The 5,114-nt window shown below is 70.2% G+C and carries 4 protein-coding genes; 1 reads left to right on the forward strand and 3 read right to left on the reverse strand.

Annotated features, from left to right (window positions below; translation table 11 throughout):
* Positions 1 to 94 precede the first annotated feature (94 nt).
* The 3 genes from N864_RS19050 to N864_RS19060 all read right to left on the reverse strand — a co-directional run bounded on the left by N864_RS19050 (position 95) and on the right by N864_RS19060 (position 3,510).
* Complete coding sequence (locus N864_RS19050) at positions 95 to 997, reverse strand: amino acid ABC transporter permease (protein ID WP_051518810.1); 903 nt, start codon at positions 995 to 997, stop codon at positions 95 to 97.
* Positions 998 to 1,002: 5 nt separating this feature from the next.
* A complete protein-coding gene (locus tag N864_RS19055) occupies positions 1,003 to 1,920 on the reverse strand; it encodes an ABC transporter substrate-binding protein (RefSeq protein ID WP_034720948.1) in 918 nt (305 codons plus the stop codon).
* Positions 1,921 to 2,046: 126 nt separating this feature from the next.
* The gene (locus tag N864_RS19060; protein WP_034720950.1) at positions 2,047 to 3,510 is read right to left on the reverse strand and encodes a PucR family transcriptional regulator; all 1,464 of its coding nucleotides are present in this window, start codon (positions 3,508 to 3,510) and stop codon (positions 2,047 to 2,049) included.
* A gap of 101 nt (positions 3,511 to 3,611) precedes the next feature.
* Between N864_RS19060 and gabT the strand changes: the two genes are divergently transcribed.
* The gene (gene gabT, locus N864_RS19065) at positions 3,612 to 5,003 is read left to right on the forward strand and encodes a 4-aminobutyrate--2-oxoglutarate transaminase (RefSeq protein ID WP_034720952.1); all 1,392 of its coding nucleotides are present in this window, start codon (positions 3,612 to 3,614) and stop codon (positions 5,001 to 5,003) included.
* Positions 5,004 to 5,114: the final 111 nt, after the last annotated feature.

The raw sequence follows: 5,114 nt of genomic DNA on the forward strand, positions 1-5,114 counted from the left end.
AGGTCGCCGAAGGACTTGCGCACCCCCCGGGCCTCGACCATGGGGACGGTCGTCGAAGCGGCGGGAACAACGTGGAGCGGGCTCTGGCTACCCATCAGCGGCCTCCGATCGCGAAGCGAGATCGCCGGTGGGAGGCGCCGAGCACGCCTCGAGACGTCCGGCGCTCGATACGGTTCTGCACGAAGGTCAGCAGCGTGGTCAGGACGATGTACCAGACGCTCGCGACGATGAGCAGGGGGATCTGTTGGAAGTTCCGTCCATAGATCAGCTGTGCTGTCGTGAGCAGCTCGGGCAGGCCGATCACGAGGCACAACGAGGTGAGCTTGAGCATGGAGATGACCTCGTTGGCCGTGGGTGGCACGATCACGCGGGCCGCCTGTGGCAGAACGATCCGTCGGTAGGTCAGCGCGGGGCTCATGCTCAGGGCTTGCGCCGCTTCGGTCTGTCCGTGATCGACCGAGCCGATCCCGGCCCGGACGATCTCGGCCATGTAGGCGGCCTCGTTGAGACCGAGTCCGAGGATCGCCGCGACGAACTGGGTGATGACGGTGTTGGTCGAGACGCTGAGCAACTCCGGACCGAAGGGGACACCGAGGCTGAGGTTGGGCAGCACCGTGCCGAGGAAGAACCAGACGAGTAACTGAACGAGGATCGGGGTGCCGCGGAACAGCCAGACGTACGTGCCCGCGACGCCGCGGAGCAGCGGGTTGTCCGAGAGCCGCATGATGGCCAGGACTGTGCCGAGCGCTACGCCGACCAACATGGCGAGGACGGTGACCTGGATCGTCACGAGCAGGCCGATCATGATGGACCGTTCGAACAGGTAGCCCACCACGAGGTCGAGGCGCAGCTGCTCGGTCGTCGCGACGAAGTTGACGAACATGGCGAGGAGCACCGTCAGGACCGCCGCGGCCACCCATCGCCCCGGGTGTCGCAGCCTGACGATCGGCTCGTCCGCGTGGACGCCGGCCCGGCCGGCCGCAGCATCTGCTGCCATCTGGGTCACTTACCTTGGTTGAGCGGTGCCCCCGGGAGGGCCTGGTCCTGCAGGCTCCACTTCGCCAGGAGCTGGTCGTAAACCCCCGTCTCCTGCAGCTTCTTCAGCGCGGCCTGGACGGCATCCCGAAGCTCCGTGCTCTTCTTCGGCACGGGAATCCCGACCGGCATGGCGTCAAACGGCTTGAGCGCGAGCTCGAAGGCGTTCGGGTTCTGCTTCACGTCGTAGGCGAGGGAGAGGTCGAGGGTGACCACGGCGTCGGCACGGCCGGACTGCAGGGCCTGCACGGCGCTCGCCTGGTCAGGGAACGGCAGCTTGGTCGCGGCCGGCTTGCCCGCTCCCGGACACTCCTTGTTGACGGCGTCGATGGTGAAGTCGCCGGCGGTGCTCTTCTCGACGGCGACGTTGAGACCGCAGAGGTCGAGCCGCTCCTTGACGCCCTTGGGATTGCCCTTCTTGACCATGGCCGTGGTCCCCGAGTTGAGGTAGTCGATGAAGTCGACGCGGTCGTGACGCGACTTCTTGTCGTTCATGCTGGTCAGGCCGAGATCGTAGCGGCCGGCGTCGAGGCCACCGATGATGCCGTCGAAGTTGGTGTTCTGGAACTCGAACGTCACGCCGAGGACCTGGCCTAGCGCCGCACCGAGGTCGGCGTCGAAGCCGAGGACCGTCTTGTTGTCCGGCCCGAAGAACTCCATCGGGGGGAAGCTGACCCCGGAGGCGACGCGGACCTTCCCCGCGCTCTTGATGTCGGCGGGAAGCATGGCCGCGATGGCGTCATCTTTGGCGACAGCCGTGACCTGCGCGCTTGGAGCGCCGGACCCGCCGGACCCGGCGGGCGCCGTCTCGGCGGGAGCGGCGCATCCGGATGCGAGCGCCAGAGCGGCGAGGGTTCCCACGAAAGCGAGTGAGCGGGACTTCATTGTCATCTCCCAAGAGTTTAGTGTGGGGAAACGGTTGTATTGCGACAGCATCCGGGGAGGGTGGCGCGGTGTCAAGCACTGGCGCCAGATTCAGTCCTCAACGGCCGACAAAGTAGCCGCAGTCCCTCACTCGGATCCGCACAGTTCCAAGCGAGCAAGCCAGAGACCGGCCGCGCTGGTTGGGTCATCCAGGTCGAGCCCACTCTGCTGGTGGATCGTCGCGATGCGGTGTCGGAGGGTGTTGCGGTGGCAGTCCAGCTCCTTCGCCGCGCGTTCCCAGCTGCCGTGGTGGCGTAAGTACGCCGCGGCGGCGGCCTCGAGTTCTGGACGGCCCAGGGCCTGCAGCGCGAGCCAGCCGCGGCGGCCCTGGTCGAGCGGGGACTGGCTGGCCTGCAGGTCAAGGTGAGCGCCGACCTCGAGTCCGGCGAGGATGCGCTCGGCGCCCCGAAGGGTGGTCGCCAAGGCCGGTCCCATCGCGGCGCTTAGCGACACGGTCGGCGAGGCGATCGAGGCTTCGCTGCCGGTTCGCCGCGTGGGCAGGTGCGGTATGACATCAGGGGCCGCGAGGAGCCGAAGCTGATCAGCGGTCCAGTGCCCCCACACGTCGAGATGGTGACGCTCGCACTCATCGAGGAGCTCATCGGCGGCATCCCGCCCGATCGGCCCGGTGAGGACGAGCCGGGCCGAGCTCGGTGGAGGGTCGAGCGACAGGGCCGCCGCCAGCTCGCGGGCGGCGGCGACGCGACCAGTCAAGAGCAGCGCGGCAACTGCTTCCCGCTCGGCCCGGCGGCGCAGGACCCCGGCGTGGCGCAGCTCCACGGCCAGGGCGAGCAGCGAGGTCGCGGTGACGAGCAACTGCCGGTTGCGGGCGGTACCGGGCCTTCTCTCGGCGGTCGCCAGGAACCCGCGCAGGCGCCCGGCGCGGGAGAGCGGCTGCACGGCGACGTCCATCTCGCCGAAGGGGAACGTCGCGGAGGCATGTGGGCCGACGGCTCGCAGGCGCCGCACCTCGGCGCTGACCTGGGTGGCGCTCGACCGGCTGGTGCGCGGCCACACCGCGGCGACGGCGCCGTCCGGGTCCAGGTGCGCGGCCCAGCCATCCAACGCTGAGGCCAGGACACGCACGACGGCGGTGACCGGGTTGCGGTCGCTGGCCGCTCGCACCAGGTCACGCTGTGCGCCGAGCGCGACGTCCAGGTCGGCACGCCCCTCGGCGGCGAGCAGCTCCCAGTAGCGGCGGGCGACGAGCTGGAACGGTGTCGGTTCCGGCACCACGTAGAGTGGCAGGCCGGCCTCGTCGCAGACACGGACCAGCACCTCCGGCACCTCCAAGAGAACGGGTCCGAGACCAAGGGCCAGCCCGGCGATGCCGTGGCCGACGAGCATCGTCGCGTAGGCCTGAAGTGGCGCGGTCTGCATCGTCAGGCTCATCCCCGTGGTGAGGAGCAGCTCACCGCCGGACAAGTACGGGCGGGGGTCCCGCAGCTCGCTCACGTGCACGCCGGTGAGCGGCGCGTCCGCCGGTGGCGCGGCGCCGACGAGGGCCAGGTCGTCCCCGAGCACGTCACTCAGCTCAGCCAGGGTGGGCATGGACACATCATCCACGGTGACCCAGAACTGGGACGAATCATCCGAGGACGAGGAGGCCGCTCACCGCTTAGCGTGTCGCCACCCGACGAAGGAGTGACCTCATGACCAGCGACACCACGAGCGGCGCCGCCGTGCCCCAGACCCGCCACCTGCAGACCTCGATCCCCGGGCCGAAGTCCCGGGCGCTGCAGGAGCAGCGAGACGCCGCGCTGCCGGACGGGCTCGGCAGGACGCTGCCGGTCTTCGTGGACCGGATGGCCGGGGGCATCATCGTCGACGTCGACGGCAACCGGATCGTCGACCTCGCCTCGGGGATCGCAGTGACGAGCGTCGGGGCGAGCCACCCGGAGGTGGTGCGCCGGGTGACGGAGCAGGCCGAGCGGTTCACCCACACGTGCTTCCTGGTGACCCAGTACGAGGCGTACGTGCGGGTCGCGGAGTGGCTCAACGCGCACACACCCGGTGACTTCACCAAGACGACTGCGCTGTTCTCGACGGGCGCAGAGGCGGTCGAGAACGCGGTGAAAATCGCCCGGGCCGCGACGGGACGCCCGGGAGTGATCGTGTTCAGCAACGCCTACCACGGCCGGACCCTGTTCACCCTGGCGATGACCGCGAAGGACAAGCCATATAAGACCGGCTTCGGCCCCCTGCCAACTGAGCAGGTGCACCGCGCCCCGTTCCCCGAGCCGCTGCGCTGGCCGGGCGCGCCCGCTCCGGAGCGAGTGGTCGACGAGGCGCTGCAGGCCTTCGAGGATCTGGTCGCGGAGGTTGGCGCCGACGAGATCGCGTGCGTCGTGATCGAGCCGATCCAGGGTGAGGGCGGCTTCATTGTCCCGCCGGCCGGGTTCCTGCCACGGCTCGCGGACCTGGCGCGGGCGCACGGGATCATCGTGGTCGGCGACGAGGTGCAAGCCGGGTTGGGCCGGACCGGGACGCTGTTCGCCTCCGAGCACGACGGGTTCGTGCCGGACATCGTCTGCACCGCCAAGGCGCTGGCCGGCGGGATGCCGCTGTCGGCGGTGACCGGACGGGCCGAGATCATGGCCGCGGTGGGCGCCGGGGGCCTGGGCGGCACATACGCCGGCAACCCGCTCGCCTGCGAGGCGGCCCTCGGCGTCTTCGAGGTCATGGAGCGCGAGGACCTTCCGGGCCGCGCCCGGGCGATCGAGCAGCAGGTCCGGGCCACGCTCGCGCCGCTCGTTGACCCGGACCGTGGTATCGCCGAGTTGCGCGGGCGGGGTGCGATGCTCGCGATCGAATTCGTGCAGCCCGGCCGCTTGGAGCCGGCCCCCGAGGTCGCCGCGGCGGTCGCGAAGGCCTGCCACGAGCAGGGCGTGCTGGTGCTGGTGTGCGGCACGTTCGGCAACGTCATCCGACTGCTGCCGCCGCTGGTGATCGAGGAGGACCTGCTCACCGACGCGCTGCAGGTGCTCTACGACGCGATCCGGGCGCACGCCGACGTGGCGCAGCCGGCCGGGGCGCCGGCATGACGGCGATTGCCCGGTCAGCGTCATACCAGCCCCGGACCGGCGAGCACGTCGACGGACCCGCGGAGAGCAGCCCCGCCGAGGTCGCCGCGGCCGTCGCGGCGGCCGCGGCCG

Origin of the sequence: Intrasporangium chromatireducens Q5-1 (assembly GCF_000576575.1) — a bacterium.
GTDB classification, from domain to species: domain Bacteria; phylum Actinomycetota; class Actinomycetes; order Actinomycetales; family Dermatophilaceae; genus Intrasporangium_A; species Intrasporangium_A chromatireducens.

Coding starts and splice junctions, on each gene's coding strand:
- N864_RS19050 (WP_051518810.1), bottom strand. CDS start 997: ATGGCAGCAGATGCTGCGGCCGGCCGGGCCGGCGTCCACGCGGACGAG.
- N864_RS19055 (WP_034720948.1), bottom strand. CDS start 1,920: ATGAAGTCCCGCTCACTCGCTTTCGTGGGAACCCTCGCCGCTCTGGCG.
- N864_RS19060 (WP_034720950.1), bottom strand. CDS start 3,510: ATGCCCACCCTGGCTGAGCTGAGTGACGTGCTCGGGGACGACCTGGCC.
- gabT (WP_034720952.1), top strand. CDS start 3,612: ATGACCAGCGACACCACGAGCGGCGCCGCCGTGCCCCAGACCCGCCAC.